The organism is Actinomyces radicidentis (genome assembly GCF_001553565.1).
GTDB lineage: Bacteria > Actinomycetota > Actinomycetes > Actinomycetales > Actinomycetaceae > Actinomyces > Actinomyces radicidentis.
The window spans coordinates 2,822,626-2,838,476 of record NZ_CP014228.1 but is presented as its reverse complement, the minus strand read 5'-3'; the positions used below and the strand labels follow the sequence as shown (position 1 = coordinate 2,838,476).

General features: G+C 71.4%; 13 protein-coding genes. 3 read left to right on the top strand and 10 right to left on the bottom strand.

From position 1 onward, the window contains the following. Window positions 1–248: 248 nt before the first annotated feature. The 10 genes from AXF14_RS11995 to AXF14_RS11955 form a co-directional block, all read right to left on the bottom strand. Complete coding sequence (locus AXF14_RS11995; RefSeq protein ID WP_067943530.1) at window positions 249–953, bottom strand: ATP-binding cassette domain-containing protein; 705 nt, start codon at window positions 951–953, stop codon at window positions 249–251. After that, window positions 946–2,937 carry a hypothetical protein gene (locus AXF14_RS14030; RefSeq protein ID WP_067943528.1) on the bottom strand — a complete coding sequence of 664 codons (1,992 nt, stop codon included), beginning with the start codon at window positions 2,935–2,937 and terminating at the stop codon, window positions 946–948. Before AXF14_RS14030 ends, AXF14_RS11995 begins: the two co-directional genes overlap by 8 nt. A gap of 70 nt (window positions 2,938–3,007) precedes the next feature. Beyond that, window positions 3,008–3,304: a lactococcin 972 family bacteriocin gene (locus AXF14_RS14930; protein WP_417862799.1), complete on the bottom strand. Its 297-nt coding sequence runs from the start codon at window positions 3,302–3,304 to the stop codon at window positions 3,008–3,010. 283 nt (window positions 3,305–3,587) lie between these two features. Then, a complete protein-coding gene (locus AXF14_RS11985; protein WP_067943526.1) occupies window positions 3,588–4,241 on the bottom strand; it encodes a type II toxin-antitoxin system PemK/MazF family toxin in 654 nt (217 codons plus the stop codon). Between the two features lie 243 nt (window positions 4,242–4,484). Next, window positions 4,485–5,336 (bottom strand): tryptophan synthase subunit alpha, encoded by an 852-nt coding sequence (gene trpA / locus AXF14_RS11980; RefSeq protein ID WP_067943524.1) that lies wholly within the window; start codon window positions 5,334–5,336, stop codon window positions 4,485–4,487. 3 nt (window positions 5,337–5,339) lie between these two features. Then, complete coding sequence (trpB, locus tag AXF14_RS11975) at window positions 5,340–7,676, bottom strand: tryptophan synthase subunit beta (protein ID WP_067943522.1); 2,337 nt, start codon at window positions 7,674–7,676, stop codon at window positions 5,340–5,342. Continuing rightward, the gene (trpD, locus tag AXF14_RS11970) at window positions 7,676–8,770 is read right to left on the bottom strand and encodes an anthranilate phosphoribosyltransferase (protein ID WP_067943520.1); all 1,095 of its coding nucleotides are present in this window, start codon (window positions 8,768–8,770) and stop codon (window positions 7,676–7,678) included. Before trpD ends, trpB begins: the two co-directional genes overlap by 1 nt. Window positions 8,771–8,900: 130 nt before the next feature. After that, on the bottom strand, window positions 8,901–9,545 hold the full coding sequence (locus AXF14_RS11965) for an anthranilate synthase component II (RefSeq protein ID WP_067943518.1): 645 nt from the start codon (window positions 9,543–9,545) through the stop codon (window positions 8,901–8,903). A 1-nt stretch (window position 9,546) separates the two neighbouring features. Then, window positions 9,547–11,361, bottom strand: a complete 1,815-nt coding sequence (locus AXF14_RS11960; RefSeq protein WP_067943515.1) for an anthranilate synthase component 1 — start codon at window positions 11,359–11,361, stop codon at window positions 9,547–9,549. 148 nt (window positions 11,362–11,509) lie between these two features. Then, the gene (locus tag AXF14_RS11955; protein ID WP_067943513.1) at window positions 11,510–12,016 is read right to left on the bottom strand and encodes a DedA family protein; all 507 of its coding nucleotides are present in this window, start codon (window positions 12,014–12,016) and stop codon (window positions 11,510–11,512) included. 98 nt (window positions 12,017–12,114) lie between these two features. Here AXF14_RS11955 and AXF14_RS13390 point away from each other — a divergent pair, with 98 nt between their 5' ends. The 3 genes from AXF14_RS13390 to lepA all read left to right on the top strand — a co-directional run bounded on the left by AXF14_RS13390 (window position 12,115) and on the right by lepA (window position 15,791). After that, entirely contained in the window at window positions 12,115–12,438 is a 324-nt protein-coding gene (locus AXF14_RS13390) for a helix-turn-helix domain-containing protein (protein WP_084355715.1), read from the top strand. Then, window positions 12,435–13,739: a HipA domain-containing protein gene (locus tag AXF14_RS11945; protein ID WP_067943510.1), complete on the top strand. Its 1,305-nt coding sequence runs from the start codon at window positions 12,435–12,437 to the stop codon at window positions 13,737–13,739. Before AXF14_RS13390 ends, AXF14_RS11945 begins: the two co-directional genes overlap by 4 nt. Before the next feature lie 165 nt (window positions 13,740–13,904). Further along, window positions 13,905–15,791: a translation elongation factor 4 gene (lepA, locus tag AXF14_RS11940; RefSeq protein ID WP_067943508.1), complete on the top strand. Its 1,887-nt coding sequence runs from the start codon at window positions 13,905–13,907 to the stop codon at window positions 15,789–15,791. Window positions 15,792–15,851 lie beyond the last annotated feature (60 nt).

Below are 15,851 nucleotides of genomic sequence, written 5' to 3'. Positions count from 1 at the left end.
CAATGGCCGGAAAGAGGGTTCGCGCCACGGGCTTGACGTAGGTGGTGGAAGCACCCGGCGAGGCCCGGTCGCCGGACCCCGAAGCCGGCCAGGCCAGAGGTCCAGTCGAGAACTTTACCAGTCACCGCCTAGGAGGTCCCGGGCTGCCCCGGCGCCCACGGCGTGAGGTGCGTCAAAACGGGCTCACCGTCCGGCCACCAGACAGATCGGTCCGTCGCGCTGGACTGCGGCGGTGTCGACGTGCACGGTCAGGCGCGGCGGTGCTCGGGCAGGGTGGCGGGTACCAGCCGTGCCTGCGCGTCAGGGGCGCCCCCGAGCCTGAGCTCCTGCCCTGCGCGCGCGATAAGCCGTGGGTCATGGGTGACGATCACCGTCGCCGCCCCCTGCGCCGTCCAGTCAGCGACCAGCTCCAGGACGAGACCGGTGAGTTCGTCGTCCGCTCCTGCTGTTGGCTCGTCGAGTACGACGAGGCGAGGCTCGGTCATGAGGCGGGTTCGGGCGAGTGCCACGCGCAGGCGCTCTCCGCCGCTGAGCAGACCGACGCGTGTCCTGCGCAAGTCCGCCAGACCCATGCGATCGACCACAGCGGCGACGCTCTCCGACCTTCGCCGCCGGGAGACTCCCACTGCCCACGCTCCGTGTGTGAGCACTCGCTCCACCGTCCACGCGTCCTCGAGGAGAAGGCTCTGGGGTTGGAGCGCGATGCCCCCTCGGTGGAGCCTGCGTCGGTCTCGTGGTGAAAGGTTGCGGGCGTTGACTCCGTCTAGGGTGATGTGGCCCTCGTAGTCGTCGTCGTGGAGGCTGAGGCACCACGCGAGAGTGGACTTGCCCGAGCCGTTCGGGCCGGTAATGGCCGTCGAGCTCGCTGGCGCGACGGATGTGCTCAGATGGGTGACGAGTCGACGCCCGTCGCGAGTGATGGTGAGGTCTGTGGTGGTGATGACGTCAGACACTGATATGCCTCCGGCCAGGTCGTGAGCGGACGAGGGACGCCTGACCGCCGATGACGATGGCGCCAAGGACACCGAGTGCGCACACCGCCTCGCAGGCCGCGAGAAAGGGTGTCGTATCGTTCAGTAGCGGCAGCACGAGCAGCAGGAGGGCGGCTGCCGAGAGCCCGACGACGAGCCGAGCGTTGGAACGGCGCCCGAGGAGCGCGTCCATTTCCCGCTGAGACGCCGAGACCCGGGTCCATGAGCGTGCGGACAGCCCCATCGCGATGACTGCGGCGCCACCCGATACGAGGAGCACGAGAGAGTCGAGGATCAGACGCTCCGTGGTGGAATGCACGGTTGCTGTGTGGTCAACACCGACGGCGTCGATGCGCGAGATGGCGCTGCCGAGGCCGTTCATCGTGAGTGTCTCGAGCGGGTCTCCCTGGGCGGAGCTGATCACTGCTCCGCCCTGTGTCATCGCGGCTAGCAGGTTGGTCGCGGCGAGGTAGCCGTCCGGGATGACGACGATGAGGCAATCTTGACTCGTCACCTGTGTCCCGCTGAGTGAGTAGGTGGCGCGCGGGAGCGTCGCGGGCAGCTTCGCGATTGCGTCAGCCTGGTCTCGGATCGAGATCAAGGGCTCTGTGAGCGTGGAGCCGAAGTGTCGCTGCAGGGCGGCGTTGTCGGCCATGAGGGTGCGCAGCGCCCCGTCCTGGCTCGCGATGACTCCGGGCCGGTAGACGACCATTTCTGAGGGACTCACGGTGGCTAGCCCGTAGGAGGCGGCTGCGGCGTTGTTAAGGAATATCGTGGGCGGTCCGCTCGCGTCCGGTGTCGTGTCGTCGGGCACCGTCCAGGCGATGACGAGTGAACTGGTCGCCTCCGCCTCGTGCGCGAAGGAACTGATATCGGAGGAGAGGCTGGAGAAGGTGGGTTCAGAGAGATTCCAGAACGCCAGGGCGTAGGCGGCAGGGAGTTCTTCCTGTGCCTGCGCCTGGTCACGTGAGGCTCGATCGTTCGCCACGTCGAGGCTCACCGCAGTGCTTGATGAGGCGTAGCTCCACACGAGGAGCAGTGCTGCCGCGGTCGTACCGGCGGCGAGGACGGTGCGCGTTCGACGGCTCGGAGTCGGCCGCCCCATGGTTCGGCCGCGTGAGGTGAGCGCGAGTAAGGCCAAGCCGCCGCAAGCGCCGATGATGGTCGCCAGGATCGTCAAGACACCGGCAGCGGCGAGGAGCTCGGTGACCATCCGGTTGACGGTGAGGAGCGTGGACGCGTTGGTGCGGTCGACGTAGACGGTTGCGGCAAGGGCGCCGAGCGGGAGCAGGACCCACCGGACCGATGATACGGCCGTAGTCCTCAGTTCGTGCAGGAGCATCCTGCTCCGCGAGCGGCCTGCGAGGAGGCTGCTTCTGAAGGCCGCTGGCCGTGAGGTGATGGTGATCACGATGACGAGCGTCAGGGTGAGCTCCGCGAGGACCAGGCTCCGCCCCAGCGGCGAGGACAACGCCTCTCGGACGACATCGCCCGTCCGCAGCACGCTTGATGACGTGATCGCCTGACCCCAGATTGAGGTTGCGTCGCTGACAAAGGCCGCGACAGACTCGTCCGACCCGATCACGATCCAACGGCCGAGCGCGTCGCCCTGTGGTGTGGCGCTTTCGTAGACGAGGGAGCCAGGAAGGAAGAACGAGTGGCCGAACTGCTGGCTCCCTTCGCGGTGTGACTCACCAAGGGAAGAGACTATCTGGGTGGTGTAGGTGGTCTCGTTCTTGCCGGGGACCACGGCGACATCCGCCCGCACAAGTACCTTGCCAACCTCAACCCCGTGCTTGGTAGCGAGGGCCTCGAGGTTGCTTGCTGCCACGCCCGTCCCACTGATGAGAATCTGCCCGGTCGCGTCCGCTGGATAGAGATAGTCAAAGCCTCTCGGGACGAGGAGGATCGTCGCGAGACTTGTGGTGAGGACGAGGATCCAGGCTATCCTGGGCAGGATCGTCACAGTGCCGCTCCAATTCGTGAGTTGCTTGCCCGGGGCCGTCGGACGCTGAACCGCCCCAAGGCCGAGCACTTCAGGAGAGCCAGTAGTAGGCCTCGTTCTGGCTGGGTGAGCGCCGAACCTGGGCGTTGGACCAGCGTCCAGGGAGAGTGACGGCGCTTCTCACGGTGATTCCGCCGTCATACGTGGTGACCGAGGAGCCGTGGTATCGAGTTGGGTGCAAGTACCTCGACCAGACGATCGTCGAGTTCGTTCCGTAACTCCATGTTCCGCCGGCGACGCCCACGGTGCTCGATCCCACCACCCATGACGGTGTGGCACCGGTGTCGGTCAGCGCGGCGGTCGAGCTCGCGGAGCGGTCTCCGATCATGATGGAACCCCACTGGGTTGCGTCGTCGGGCACCGGGGAGTCTGCGGCGGACGCCGTCGGTGCAAGGGCGGCACTGAAGGCCAGTAAGGCGGGGGCGAGAATAGTAGCGATGCTGTGACGACGCGTGGTATCTCGTTTGATAGATGGTGAGCGTGGTCATAGTTTCAGTGCTTGTGTGACGCATGTCAAGGTCGTCTCGAGTCTTGTGTCGAAGATCCTGTGGCGTTGGCGGCATCCGGAGGGCGTCCCCCGCCGTGGGCGACACGCGAGAACATGCGGTCGCTCAGGACCAGTGCCGGCGCAGGGCGGAGACGACGCCGTCGAAGGTCGTGCGGTCCATCGTGGCGCCCTCACGGCGCACGGCCGCCGGGTCGATGAGCAGCAGACGGTCGAGGCGCACCTCGGACGGCCGGCCCTGCTTGTCCCAGGCGCCGGTGCCGACGTCGTGCCAGTAGCGGCCCCAGCGGGCCTCCTGCTCGGCGTCGACGTCGTGGTCCTTGCTCGTGAGCTGGGCGACGACGAGCCTGCCGCCCTGCCGGGAGAGGACGAGGACGGGACGGTCCTTGCCCTTGCTCGTGTCCTCCTCGTAGGGCACCCAGGTCCACACGACCTCCCCGGGATCGGCGTCGCCGTCCGGGTCCGGCTGGTACCGGAAGCGCGGCAGCCCGAGCGAGGCGACGTCGTACACGCCGACCGGGGCGTGACCTCCGGTGCTTGGCGACGTCCCCGTCCGAGTGCCGGAGGCGGAACGCCCGCGGGCGCTCCCCGAGCGGGGGTGCGTGGAGCTGCCCGAGGCCCTGCGGCTGGAGCCGGTGCTCGACGACCGCTTGCGACCCGTACCGGTGCGCTGCTCGAGCTCGTCGCGGACGACGTCGGTGACGGCGTCGCGCGCGGAACGGCCGACGACGCGGAGGATCCTGTCCAGGAGTGAGGCCATGGCGCCGACCCTACCGGGCGGGTGAGCGCGGATCGTGGTGCGCCGCCCTGCGTCAGGTGCGTCGCGTGCAGGGCCCGCCGAGCTCGTATCTCCGCCCCGGAGAGCACCACCCTTGCTGGTGGTCTCAGGGGCGGAGGTACGAGGTCAGCGCCGAGGGCTGGAGGCCTGGACGGTGCCGGACCGAACTGAGCACGGCGATCGACCGATCTCGCGGTCAGGATGTCCCGATCTCGGCGGTGATGATCAGCGGCGTGTGGCGGCCTTCATGGAGGCGACGAAGGCGGCGAGCTCCTCGCTCAGGGCCTTGAGCTCGCGCTCCCGCTCCGCAGAGCCCGGCTCGGTGGCAAGGAGCGCAGCGGCGTGCGCCTCGACGACCTTGACCGTCGCGGAGCCCGAGATGGCGCCGTCGGCGCCCGCCGCGATCGCCTCGGCCACGTGCTCGGGCCGCGAGATGCCGAAGCCGAGCATGACCGGGGCGGCCGCGTCCTCGCGCAGTCGGGCCACGGACTCGGCCAGCCCGACGGTCGAGGACTCGGTCTCGGTGCCGGTGACGCCGGCGCGGGAGACGGCGTAGACGTAGCCGCGCGAGGTGCGGGCGACGTCGTCGAGGGTCTCCTCCGAGGCGCTCGGCGGGGCGATGTAGACGGCGTCGATCCCGGCGGCCTCGGCCGCCTGCGAGAAGGGCCCGCCCTCGCGCACGGGGATGTCCGGCAGGAGGACCGAGTCGATGCCGACGGCGGCGCACTCGGAGTAGAAGGTCTCCAGCCCGACGGCGAAGGGGACGTTGCCGTAGATGAGCATGCCGATCGGCAGCTCGGGGTGCTTGGCGCGCACGCGCGCCACGACGGCGAGCGCGCCGCGGAAGCCGACGCCGGTGGCCAGGGCCCGCAGGTGGGCGCGCTGGATCGTGGGGCCGTCGGCCACCGGGTCGGAGAAGGGCACGCCGAGCTCGAGTGCGTCGGCGCCGCCGGCGATGAGGGCCTCGATGACGGCCTCGGAGAGCTCCGGGTCGGGGTCGCCGACCATGACGAAGGGGACGAAGGCGCCCTCCTCCGCGGCGGTGAGGCGCTCGAACATCTTCGGGTAGCGGGACATGTCTCAGGCCTCCTTCTGGGCCAGGCCCAGGTACTCGGTGCGCTTGCCCATCTCCTCGACCATGCGGGCGGCGCGGGCGACGGCGCCGTCCTCGGAGAAGGAGCCGCCCAGACGCATGCGGATCTGGTTCAGGTCCTTGTCGCCGCGGCCGGACAGGCACACGAGCAGGTTCGGGGTGGGGGCGTCGGCCGGGGTCTCGCGGGCGATCTTGAGCGCCTGCGCCAGGGCGTGCGAGGACTCCAGGGCCGGGATGATGCCCTCCCAGCGGGAGAGCTGGACGAAGGCGTCGACGGCCTCGTCGTCGGTGATGCCGACGTACTGCGCGCGCCCGGAGTCGGAGAGCCACGCGTGCTCGGGGCCGACGCCCGGGTAGTCGAGGCCGGCGGACACGGAGAAGGACTCCTCGACCTGCCCCTCGTCGGTGCGCATGAGGTAGGAGCGGGCTCCATGGAGGATGCCGACCTTGCCGGCGTTGATCGCGGCTCCGTGGTACGGGGTGTCCAGGCCCTCGCCGGCCGGCTCGACGCCGACGAGCGCGACGCCCTCGTCGTCGACGAACTCGGAGAACATGCCGATGGCGTTGGAGCCGCCGCCGACGCAGGCGAGGACCGTGTCGGGTAGACGGCCGGTCATCTCGAGCATCTGGGCGCGCGCCTCGGTGGAGATGACGCGGTGGTACTCGTGGACGATCGTCGGGAAGGGGTGCGGTCCCGCGGCCGTTCCGAGCAGGTAGTGCGACTCCTTGAAGGAGGCGGTCCAGTCGCGCAGGGCCTCGTTGACGGCGTCCTTGAGGGTGCCGGCGCCGGAGGCCACGGGGACGACGTGCGCGCCCATGAGCTCCATGCGCTCGACGTTGGCGGCCTGCCGCACGACGTCGGTGGCGCCCATGTAGATCGTGCACTCCAGACCGAGCAGGGCGCAGACCATGGCGGTGGCGGTGCCGTGCTGGCCGGCGCCGGTCTCCGCGATGATGCGGTGCTTGCCCATGCGCTTGGCGAGGAGCGCCTGGCCGAGGACCTGGTTGCCCTTGTGGGCGCCGCCGTGGACGAGGTCCTCGCGCTTGATGAAGATGCGGGCGTTGCCCTCGCGGGGGAGGTTGCGCAGCTCGGTCACCGGGGTGGGACGGCCCAGGTACCTGGTCATGAGCTCGTCGAGCTCGGCGTGGAAGGACGGGTCGTTCTGCGCCTCGATGAAGGCGTCCTCGAGCTGGTCGAGGGCGGGGACGAGGAGCTCGGGCACGTACTGGCCGCCGTAGGGGCCGAAGTACGCGGACAGGCGCGGGTGGTGGTGGTCGCCGTGCTCGCGCCCGGCGGGCTGGGAGCCGGCGGAGACGGGGGAGCCGTCGGTCGGCAGGGCCTCCTGCCCGGTCGCGCCGCCACCGTCGCCGCGCTCGACGGCGTGGGCCGGGTCCGGCGTCGTCGTCGCGAAGTCCGCGGCCGCGCCGGCGCCGGTGTCCTGCCCGCCCTCGAGGTAGGCGGAGGAGCCGGCCCCGTCCGCGGCGGCGACGGCGGTGGCGAAGGAGGCGGCGACGGCGCCCGGGTCCTCGCTCGCGGCCAGCGACGAGCCGATGAGGAGGGCGTCGACGAGGCCGGCGAGGCGGCGCACGTCGTCGGCGTTCTGGACGCCGGACTCGCCGACGAGGACGACGCCGGCGGGGGCGAGGGGTGCGTACTCCTCGGTGCGGGCGATGTCCGTGGCCAGCGTGCGCAGGTCGCGGTTGTTGATGCCGACGACCTCAGCCCCGAGGGCCTTGGCGCGCTCCATCTCCTCGTGGGTGGAGACCTCGGTGAGGACCTCCATGCCGAGCGAGGCGGCCAGCTCGGCGAGCTCGCGGTAGACGTCGTCGGGGACGACGCTCAGCATGAGGAGGATGGCGTCGGCGCCGAGCGACCGGGCGGCGAGCACCTGGACCGGGTCGACGATGAAGTCCTTGCACAGGACCGGCACGTCGACGACGGCGCGGACGGCCTCGAGGTCCTCGAAGGAGCCGTTGAAGCGGTCGGGCTCGGTGAGCACGGAGACCGCCGAGGCGTACGGCGCGTAGGCGGCGGCGAGCTCGGCCGGGTCGTACTGTCCGCGGATCGTGCCCAGCGACGGCGAGGCGGACTTGCACTCGAGGATGAGCGAGGGCTGCGGGCTGGCGTGCTCGCCGCTGCGGGTGCGCAGGGCGGCGGAGAAGGAGCGCTCGGAGCGCGGCAGGTCCTCGGCGCGCAGGTGCCCGAAGCGCTCGCGGAGCTCGGGGACGCGCTTGCGGCGCGCCTCGACGATGGAGTCGAGCACCGTGCCGGAGACGATGAGCCGCTCCTCGACGGGCTTGAGGTCGGAGCTGCGAGGGGTCATCAGGCGTCCTTCCCGGTCTCAGTCGCAGTGGCCTCGCGAGCCGCCGCGGTGTCCTTGGTCATGGTCTCGAGGCGATCGGCGACCTTGCCCGAGGCCAGCTGCTCCAGGGCGGCCTCGGTGCCCTCCTTGAGGGTGGCGGCGCGGCCGGCCAGGTAGAGGAGCGCTCCGGTGTTGACGGCGATGACCTCGCGGTGGCCCTCGGTGCCGCGTCCGGCGAAGACCTCCTGGAGGATGCGGCCGTTCTCCTCGGGCTCGCCGCCCAGGATCTCGGACAGGTCGCGGGTGCGCACGCCGAGGTCCTCGGGGGTGACCTCGTAGGAGCGCACGCCGTCGGGGCCGATCTCGCGGATCGTGGTGGGGGCGTGGACGGTGATCTCGTCCAGGCCGGCGCCGTTGACGACGAGGGCGCGCTCGCGGCCCAGGCGCACCTGGGTCTCGGCGATCATGTCGAGCTTGGAGGCGTCGGCGACGCCCATGACCTGGTAGGTGAGGCGGGCCGGGTTGATGATCGGGCCGAGGATGTTGAAGATCGTCGGCGTCCTGAGGGCTCCGCGCACGGGGGCCACGAACTTCATGGCCGGGTGGTAGGCCTGCGCGAAGAGGAAGGTGAAGCCGTCCTTCTCGAGCACCGAGGCGGCCTGCTCGGGGGTGAGGTCCAGCGGGAGGCCCAGCGCCGCGATGGCGTCGGCGGCGCCGGTCTTGGAGGAGACAGCGCGGTTGCCGTGCTTGGCGACGGTGAGCCCCATGGAGGCGGCGGTGAGGCCGGCGCCGGTGGAGACATTGATGGTGCCGACGCCGTCGCCGCCGGTGCCGACGACGTCGAAGAGCGGCTTGGAGATCGTGGGGAAGGGCCGGGCGGCGGCGCGGAAGGCGTCGGCGGCGCCGGCGACCTCGTCCGCGGTCTCGCCGCGGGCGTGGAGGGCGGCCAGCAGGGCGGCGGTCTCGACCTCGGAGAAGACGCCGGAGGACAGGGCGGCGAAGACGGCGCGGGCGTCGTCGAAGGAGAGGCGCTCGCCCTGGACGGTGGAGCGCAGGAGGACGCGGGCGGCCTCAGCCTGCTGCTCGTCCGCGGTGGGCCCGGTCGGTGCGGTCATGGTGGTGGGTTCCCTTCTGGCGGGGTGCGGTGTCGGGTGGTCGGTGGGCGACGACGTCGGGGCCGGCCTCGGGCTGCCGGCTTCGTTCCAGCGGGCCGGGCGCCGTCGCAGTGTCTTCGAGCGGGACCGGTCAGTCCGCCCGGGAGGTGGTCAGCTCGGCGGTCAGCGCCCGCAGGATCCCGGGGCCGTTCGGGGTGAGGACGGACTCGGGGTGGAACTGCAGGCCGACGACCGGCAGCTCGCGGTGGCGGGCCGCCATGACGATGCCGGCCTGGGCCGGGTCCTCGGCGTCCGTGACGGCGAGGCTCACGAGGGACTCGGGCAGCGACTTGGTGCCGAGCGAGTGGTAGCGGGCGACGTCGAGGGGGCCGCCGGCGAGCACCTGGAAGGCCTGGTCGGCCCGGCCGGCGTCGGTGACCTCGACGCGCACGGAACGGCCGTGCACGGGGCCGACGCGGTCGACGGTGCCGCCGCAGGCCTCGACGACGCCCTGGAAGCCGAGGCAGATCCCGAGCGTCGGGATGCCGCGCTCGATCGCCGCCCCGAGGAGCTCCATGAGGCAGCCGCTCGTGCGCGGGTGGCCCGGACCGGGGGAGACGACGAGGACGGGGCGCTGCCCGCGGGCGGCCTCCTCCGCCGTCGGCTCGAGGGCGTCGAGGACGACCTTGGCGGGGACGGTGTTGCGGTAGACCTCGATCGCGGCGCCGAGCGAGGCGAACTGGTCGACGAGGTTGTAGACGAAGGAGTCGCGGTTGTCGAGGAGGACGACGCGCATCTCAGGCCTCCTTGCTCTCGGTCATGGCGCCCTCGGTGGTGCCGGCTCCGCCGGTATCGGTGGCGGTCCCTGTGCTGGTCCCTCTGCTGGTCCCTGTGCTGGTCCCTGTGCTGGTCTCGGTGTCGATGAGGAGCGTGGCCGACTGGGCTTCGGCGACGGCGTGCAGGACGGCGGAGGCCTTGTGGACGGTCTCCGCGGCCTCGCGCTCGGGCACCGAGTCGGCGACGACGCCGGCGCCCGCCTGGACGAGGGCCGTGCCGTCCTTGACGAAGGCGGAGCGGATGACGATGCAGGTGTCGAGCTCTCCGTCGCCGCGGACGTAGCCCACGGAGCCGCCGTAGGAGCCCCGGCGCACGCCCTCGCAACTGCGGATGAGCTCGGCGGCGCGCAGCTTCGGGGCGCCGGTGAGCGTGCCCATCGTCATCGAGGCGCGGAAGGCGTCCAGCGCGTCGAGGTCGGGGGCGAGCGTCCCGGTCACCTCGGAGACGAGGTGCATGACGCGGCTGTACCGGTCCACGCGCAGGAGGACGTCGACGTGTCGGGTGCCGGGCACGGAGACGCGCGCGATGTCGTTGCGGGCCAGGTCGACGAGCATGACGTGCTCGGCGACCTCCTTGGCGTCCGTGCGCAGCTCGAGCTCGAGGCGCGTGTCGCGCTCGTGGTCCACCGAGCCGTCCGGGTTGAGCCCGCGGGGGCGGGTGCCGGCGATGGGGCGGATGGCGACGTCGCCGGTCTTCGCCGAGTGGAGGAGCGCGGACTCCGGGGAGGCGCCGAGGAGCTCGAAGTCCGGGGCGCCCACGTAGAACATGTAGGGGCTCGGGTTGGACTCGCGCAGCTGGTGGTAGGCGGCCAGGGCGTCCGGGCAGGGCATCGTGAAGCCGCGTGCGGGGACCACCTGGTAGATGTCGCCCGCGGAGATGGACTCCTTGAGGCGCTCCACGGCGGCGGCGTAGTCGGCGTCGGACTGCGTGGGCACGGCGTGGACGATGGGGCGCGGGGCGCGCGTGTAGCCGGGGGCCGCGCCCGGGGACTGGGCGTCCTCCACGGCGGCGAGGCGCAGCTGCGCGTCGCGGACGAGGGCCTCCGCGTCGACCGCGTCGATCGCGGCGGCCAGCTCGTCCATGCGGGCGGTGAGCTGCTCGGCGTCGACGCTCGCGCCCACGAGGGTCGCGGCCCGAGTCGGGTGGTCGATGACGAGGATGATCCGCGCGTCGTAGAAGAGGTAGTCGGGGCAGGTGTTGGCGCCCGGCGCGACCTCGGGGAGGGTCTCGATGGTGGCGAGGTAGTCGAAGGCGACGACCCCGGCCTCCAGCGGCAGGTGCTCGTGGTCCACCTCGGCGCCGGCCAGGACGCGCAGCGGCTCGATGGTCGACAGGGCGGTGAGGCGCTCGCGCTCCTCGAGGGCGCCGTCGTCGGGAGCCGGCGGGATCGTGAGGGCGAGCGATCCGGCGGCCTCGGCCGTGACGTGCTCGGACAGGGCTCCGCGGACGCGGGCGATAGCCGCCTCGCCGTCGGCGGCGGCCTGGGGGAGCGCCTCGACGGTGACGGTGTCGCCCTCGCAGGTGAGGCGGGCGGAGGCCTCGAGGACGGCGATCGTCGTGCGGGAGACCTTCGTGGCGATGTCGACGGACTCCAGGAGGACGGAGTCGAGCGGACGGGCCCTGCCGGCGTTGTCGGGGGTGGTGGCGATGAGGCCGGCGGCGGCGAGGTGCTCGAGGAGGAGCCCGCCGTCGGACTGGTAGCGCACCTGCCTCGTGAGGACCGTCGGGCCGGTCGGGGAGCCCGTGGCCCCCGGCTGGGTGGGAGGGAGTGACATCCTGTGCCTTCCTGTTCGTGCCACCAGGACCCGCCTCCGAGAACGCGAAGAGCCCGCCTGGTGGCGAGCTCTTGCGTGGGTTCCGCTTACGCGGCGTGAGTGGCTCGCCCCTTGGGGAGCCACCACCACTGTCGGGTGCGGAACGCGATCATGGTGCGAGAGTAGGGCGACGTCGCTCAGGGGGACAAGTCGGGGCGGCGGCTGCGCGGATGGTGAGACGACGGCGCACGAGCACCACCGCGGCGACGACGAGGGTGACGCCGAGGAGCGCCCAGCCGCCGCCCGCGGAGAACCAGGCGGCGACGACGGCGAGGCCGACGGTCGCGTAGATGACCGCCCACAGCAGGCAGCCCACGCACACGGCGGGCAGGTAGAGGCGCAGCGGCATCCGGGTCACGCCCGCCCACAGCTGGACGCAGGTCTGGACGCCGACGGTCGCGAAGGACAGGGGAACGGCCAGGACGCCCCAGCGCTCCGCCATGGACCGGGCGCGTGCGTAGGCGGCGGAGTCCAGGAGCCCCGCCCAGCGGCTTCGGCCCGTGCCCGCGGCGATCGCGCACCCGACCCAGTAGGTGGCGTTGGCGCGGCACATGACGATGACCCACAGGGCGGCGACGGCCCAGCCCAGGGGCAGCTCGAGGATGCGGTCGACCATGGGTGGGAGGCTACGGGACGGGTGACGAGGTAGAGCTGCGGACCTCGCTCGATGCTACGGATCTGGAACATTTCACGATGGCACAGTATTGTGCCTTCATGCGACGGAACAGCCTTCACCGGATCGGTGCCGCGCTCGTCGACGCCCGGCGTCGGCTCGGCTGGACCCAGGCCGACGTCGCACGACGTGCCGGCGTCTCGCGCCGATGGGTGGGCGACGTCGAAGCCGGGCGACGTCCGGGCGCGGAGCTCTCGCGACTGCTTGACGTCATGGACGTCCTCGGCCTTGAGATGACGATCTCCTCGGAGGGAGCGGCCGCGACCGCTCCGGCTCACCGGAGCAGCACACCCACTCAGCCGGGGGCGACGGCCTCCGTCGATGAGGCTGCTGAGATGCGCCTTCGAGAGCTGGGCGTCCTGTGAGGAGGCTCCACGTCCTTCTCGGTGACGAGCTCGTCGCCGTGCTCACGCAGACCGATGGTGGTGAGCACCGCCTCCAGTATGCGGGGGAGGGGGCCGCCGAGCTCAGCGTCGCGCTCCCTGTACGCGAGGCGCCGTACACCGGCAGGCAGGTTGATCCCTACCTCGAGGGGCTCCTCCCCGACCGTACGGGCGTCCGCGAGGCCCTCGCGCAGCGCTTCGACGTCTCCCCGCGCAATCCCTTCGCCCTGCTCGAGCACATCGGCCTCGACTGCGCCGGCGCCGTCCGCTTCGCCACCGACGCGGATCTGCCGGCCGCTCTCACGGACGACGGCGGCCTCACGGCCCTGGACGACGACGCGCTCGCGGACCGGCTGCGAGCGCTCGAGGCCGGGCGCGAGCCGTCCTGGGTGGCGCCGGGCGAGGGCTGGTCCCTCGCCGGCGCCCAGACCAAGATCGCCCTGCGCCGCCAGGGCGGCACCTGGTTCGAGGCCCACGGAAGTGAGCCCACCACCCACATCCTCAAGCCCGGCATCACCGGGATGAAGGAGCAGGCCCTCGGCGAGCGCCTCTGCCTCGCCGCCATCCGTCGGGCGGGCCTCCCCGCGGTCGCCACGAGCTACGAGGCGGTCGGGAACGCGGAGGTCGTTGTCGTCGAGCGCTACGACCGGGCCGTCCGACCCGGCGGCGGAGTCGTCCGACTCCACCAGGAGGACCTCTGCCAGGCCACGAGCACCTATCCGCGTCGAAGGTACGAGTCCGCTGGTGGGCCTGGGGCGCCGAGGCTCATCGAGCTCCTCGGTGACGCCTGCACGGACTCCGGCGCCTCCGTGCGCCGGTTCGTCGACGGGCTGATCGCCAACGTGCTCCTCGGCGCGCCCGACGCTCACTCCAAGAACTACTCGATCCTCCACGTCGCCGGGCACCGCGTCCTCGCGCCCCTGTACGACGTCGCCTCGGGCCTGCCCTACACGCGAGGCGCCGCCTCCTTCGGCTCATCCGGCGGCGATGCGCCCTGGCGGACCTCCGCGATGAGCATTGGCGGGGAGCGCGAGCTCGCGCGCATCGGAGGGGCCCAGTGGGAGCAGCTCGCCCGCGACGCTCAGCTGGCCCGGCGTGCACGGATGGATGGTGCCGCCGTCGTCGACCGCGTCGCCGAGCTCAGCCGAGTCCTGCCGCAGGCTCTGTCCGACGTCGTCGCCGCTGAGCGCGCTGACAATCCCGCCATGGCCGGCAAGGAGATCCCCTCCCGACTGCTCGACACCGTCGCCGTGCGCTGCGAGGAGGCCCGCGCACTGCTGTGACCCGGGGACGAGCTCGCGCGGCGGCCGGGAGCGATCCCGGGGCCGCCGACGCCGTCGGGCGCGGCTCACACCGCCACGACGACGTGGGGCAGCGGCGCCGTGGGACACTGCCCCCAGGAACCCTCAGGCCGCCCGGCGGCCGACCACCGACTCCGGAAGGCACTCGTGTCCCCGATCCCCACGTCCGATCAGGCCGCCACCGTCACGCCCGCGGCCACGGATCAGGCGCAACTTCGCAATTTTTCAATCATTGCGCACATCGACCACGGCAAGTCGACGCTGGCGGACCGCATGCTCCAGGCCACCGGCGTCGTCGCCCCGCGCGACATGCGCACCCAGTACCTCGACCGCATGGACATCGAGCGCGAGCGCGGCATCACCATCAAGTCCCAGGCCGTCCGCATGCCGTGGACGGTGACGGTGGAGGACGGCGCTCGTCCTGTCAGCCGCACCTACGCCCTCAACATGATCGACACCCCCGGTCACGTCGACTTCTCCTACGAGGTCAACCGCTCGCTGGCCGCCTGCGAGGGCGCCGTCCTCCTCGTCGACGCCGCCCAGGGCATCCAGGCGCAGACCCTCGCCAACCTCTACATGGCCATCGAGGGCGGCCTCGAGATCATCCCCGTCCTCAACAAGATCGACCTGCCGGCCGCCGAGCCGGAGAAGCACGCCGGGGAGATCGCCTCCCTCATCGGCTGCGACGTCGACGACGTCCTCAAGGTCTCCGGCAAGACCGGCGAGGGCGTCCCCGAGCTCCTCGACCGCATCGTCGGCTCCGTGCCGCCGCCCGCCGGCGACCCCGACGCCGCCGCCCGCGCCATGATCTTCGACTCCGTCTACGACACCTACCGGGGCGTGGTCACCTACGTGCGCGTCGTCGACGGCGCCCTCAAGCCGCGCGAGCGCATCGAGATGCTCTCCACCGGCGCCGTCCACGACCTCCTCGAGATCGGCGTCATCAGCCCCGAGCCCAAGCCCTCCCAGGGGCTGGCCGCCGGCGAGGTCGGCTACCTCATCACCGGCGTCAAGGACGTGCGCCAGTCCAAGGTCGGCGACACCGTCACCAACGCCGCGAAGCCCGCCGAGGAGGCGCTCGGCGGCTACCAGGACCCCAAGCCCATGGTCTTCTCGGGCCTGTTCCCGGTGGACGGCTCGGACTTCCCGGCCCTCCGCGACGCCCTCGACAAGCTCAAGCTCAACGACGCCGCCCTCACCTACGAGCCCGAGACCTCCGTGGCCCTCGGCTTCGGCTTCCGCTGCGGCTACCTGGGCCTGCTGCACCTGGAGATCATCCAGGAGCGCCTCGAGCGCGAGTTCGGCCTCGACATCATCTCCACCGCCCCCTCCGTCGTCTACGAGGTCACCACGGAGGACAAGCAGACGCACACGGTGACGAACCCGTCCGAGTTCCCCGAGGGCAAGATCCTGGGCGTCAAGGAGCCGGTCGTCTCCGCCACGATCCTCACGCCGAGCGAGTTCGTCGGCACCGTCATGGAGCTGTGCCAGACGCGCCGCGGCACGATGAAGGGGATGGACTACCTCTCCGAGACGCGCGTGGAGATGCACTACACGCTGCCGCTGGCGGAGATCGTCTTCGACTTCTTCGACCAGCTCAAGTCCCGCACCCGCGGCTACGCCTCCCTCGACTACGAGACCGACGGCGAGCAGAGCGCGGACCTGGTCAAGGTGGACATCCTCCTCAACGGGGACAAGGTCGACGCCTTCAGCGCCATCGTCCACAAGGACTCGGCCTACTCCTACGGCGTCATGCTCACCAAGCGCCTCAAGGAGCTCATCCCGCGCCAGCAGTTCGAGGTGCCCGTCCAGGCGGCGGTCGGCTCGCGCATCATCGCCCGAGAGACGATCCGAGCCCTGCGCAAGGACATGCTCGCCAAGTGCTACGGCGGTGACATCTCGCGTAAGCGCAAGCTGCTGGAGAAGCAGAAGGAGGGCAAGAAGCGCATGAAGGCCATCGGTCGCGTCGAGGTCCCCCAGGAGGCCTTCATCGCGGCGCTCGGCGCGGACAACCCGACGGGCAAGGACAAGTGAGCCGCCGCGTGACGGCGCACGTGGCCCGCGACGTCAGCGGGCGCGTGAGCGTGACGAGGA